This is a genomic window from Burkholderia sp. Bp8963 (genome assembly GCF_003854275.1).
GTDB lineage: Bacteria > Pseudomonadota > Gammaproteobacteria > Burkholderiales > Burkholderiaceae > Burkholderia.
In genome coordinates this window covers 1-556 of sequence record NZ_QTQP01000181.1, presented here as the reverse complement: position 1 = coordinate 556, position 556 = coordinate 1, and the positions used below count along the sequence as shown (strand labels likewise).

At 57.0% G+C, this 556-nt stretch carries 1 protein-coding gene and 1 pseudogene; both read right to left on the bottom strand.

The genetic code is table 11. From position 1 onward, the window contains the following. Nucleotides 1-152, bottom strand: a pseudogene (locus DID96_RS37945) (IS5/IS1182 family transposase); the annotation flags it as partial. Nucleotides 153-436: 284 nt separating this feature from the next. Then, on the bottom strand, nucleotides 437-556 hold a 120-nt coding region (locus tag DID96_RS37940; protein WP_148094511.1), incomplete at its 5' end, for an IS4 family transposase.

Below are 556 nucleotides of genomic sequence, written 5' to 3'. Positions count from 1 at the left end.
AACGGAGGCCGTCCGCGCTTGCCTTCCGGCGCATACGGCGCGATCAGCATCACCAGGTCGGTCCACGGCACCACCCGGTTCATCTCGTCCAGAAATTCGCGCTTGCGTGTGCGCTTCGTCGACAGGTTCAGTCCAAGGTCAGCTTGTTTCATGTGCCACATGCTCTCCCGCTCGGCGATTCATTGCAAGCACATACGCAGGCGAGTTGTGCAGTGTTTCCTTAGTGGTGGGGCGGTCATAGCCGGCCCGCCACTAACGCAATGCGAAACGCCTTTTATCTCCGGCCACAATAGGCTTCATACGCAAGGCATCGTGCTGTGAACTGCGCACATCATCTTATTGGTTGGCATACAGCAAGCGCACCAGTATGGTCGCGAGGTTGGTCTGCGTCGTAGCGTTGTGAACAGGAGTGCTCGTCGCCTGTAAACCCATTCCATTACACACAAGTCTGATGCTCAATCTCGCGCATGTACCTGATGCCAGCAACGAAGTCCACTATTCGCTGCATGCCTAGCCAGATGGTTTTGACGCCAGGTTCGCCGTCGCCTTTGCGCGC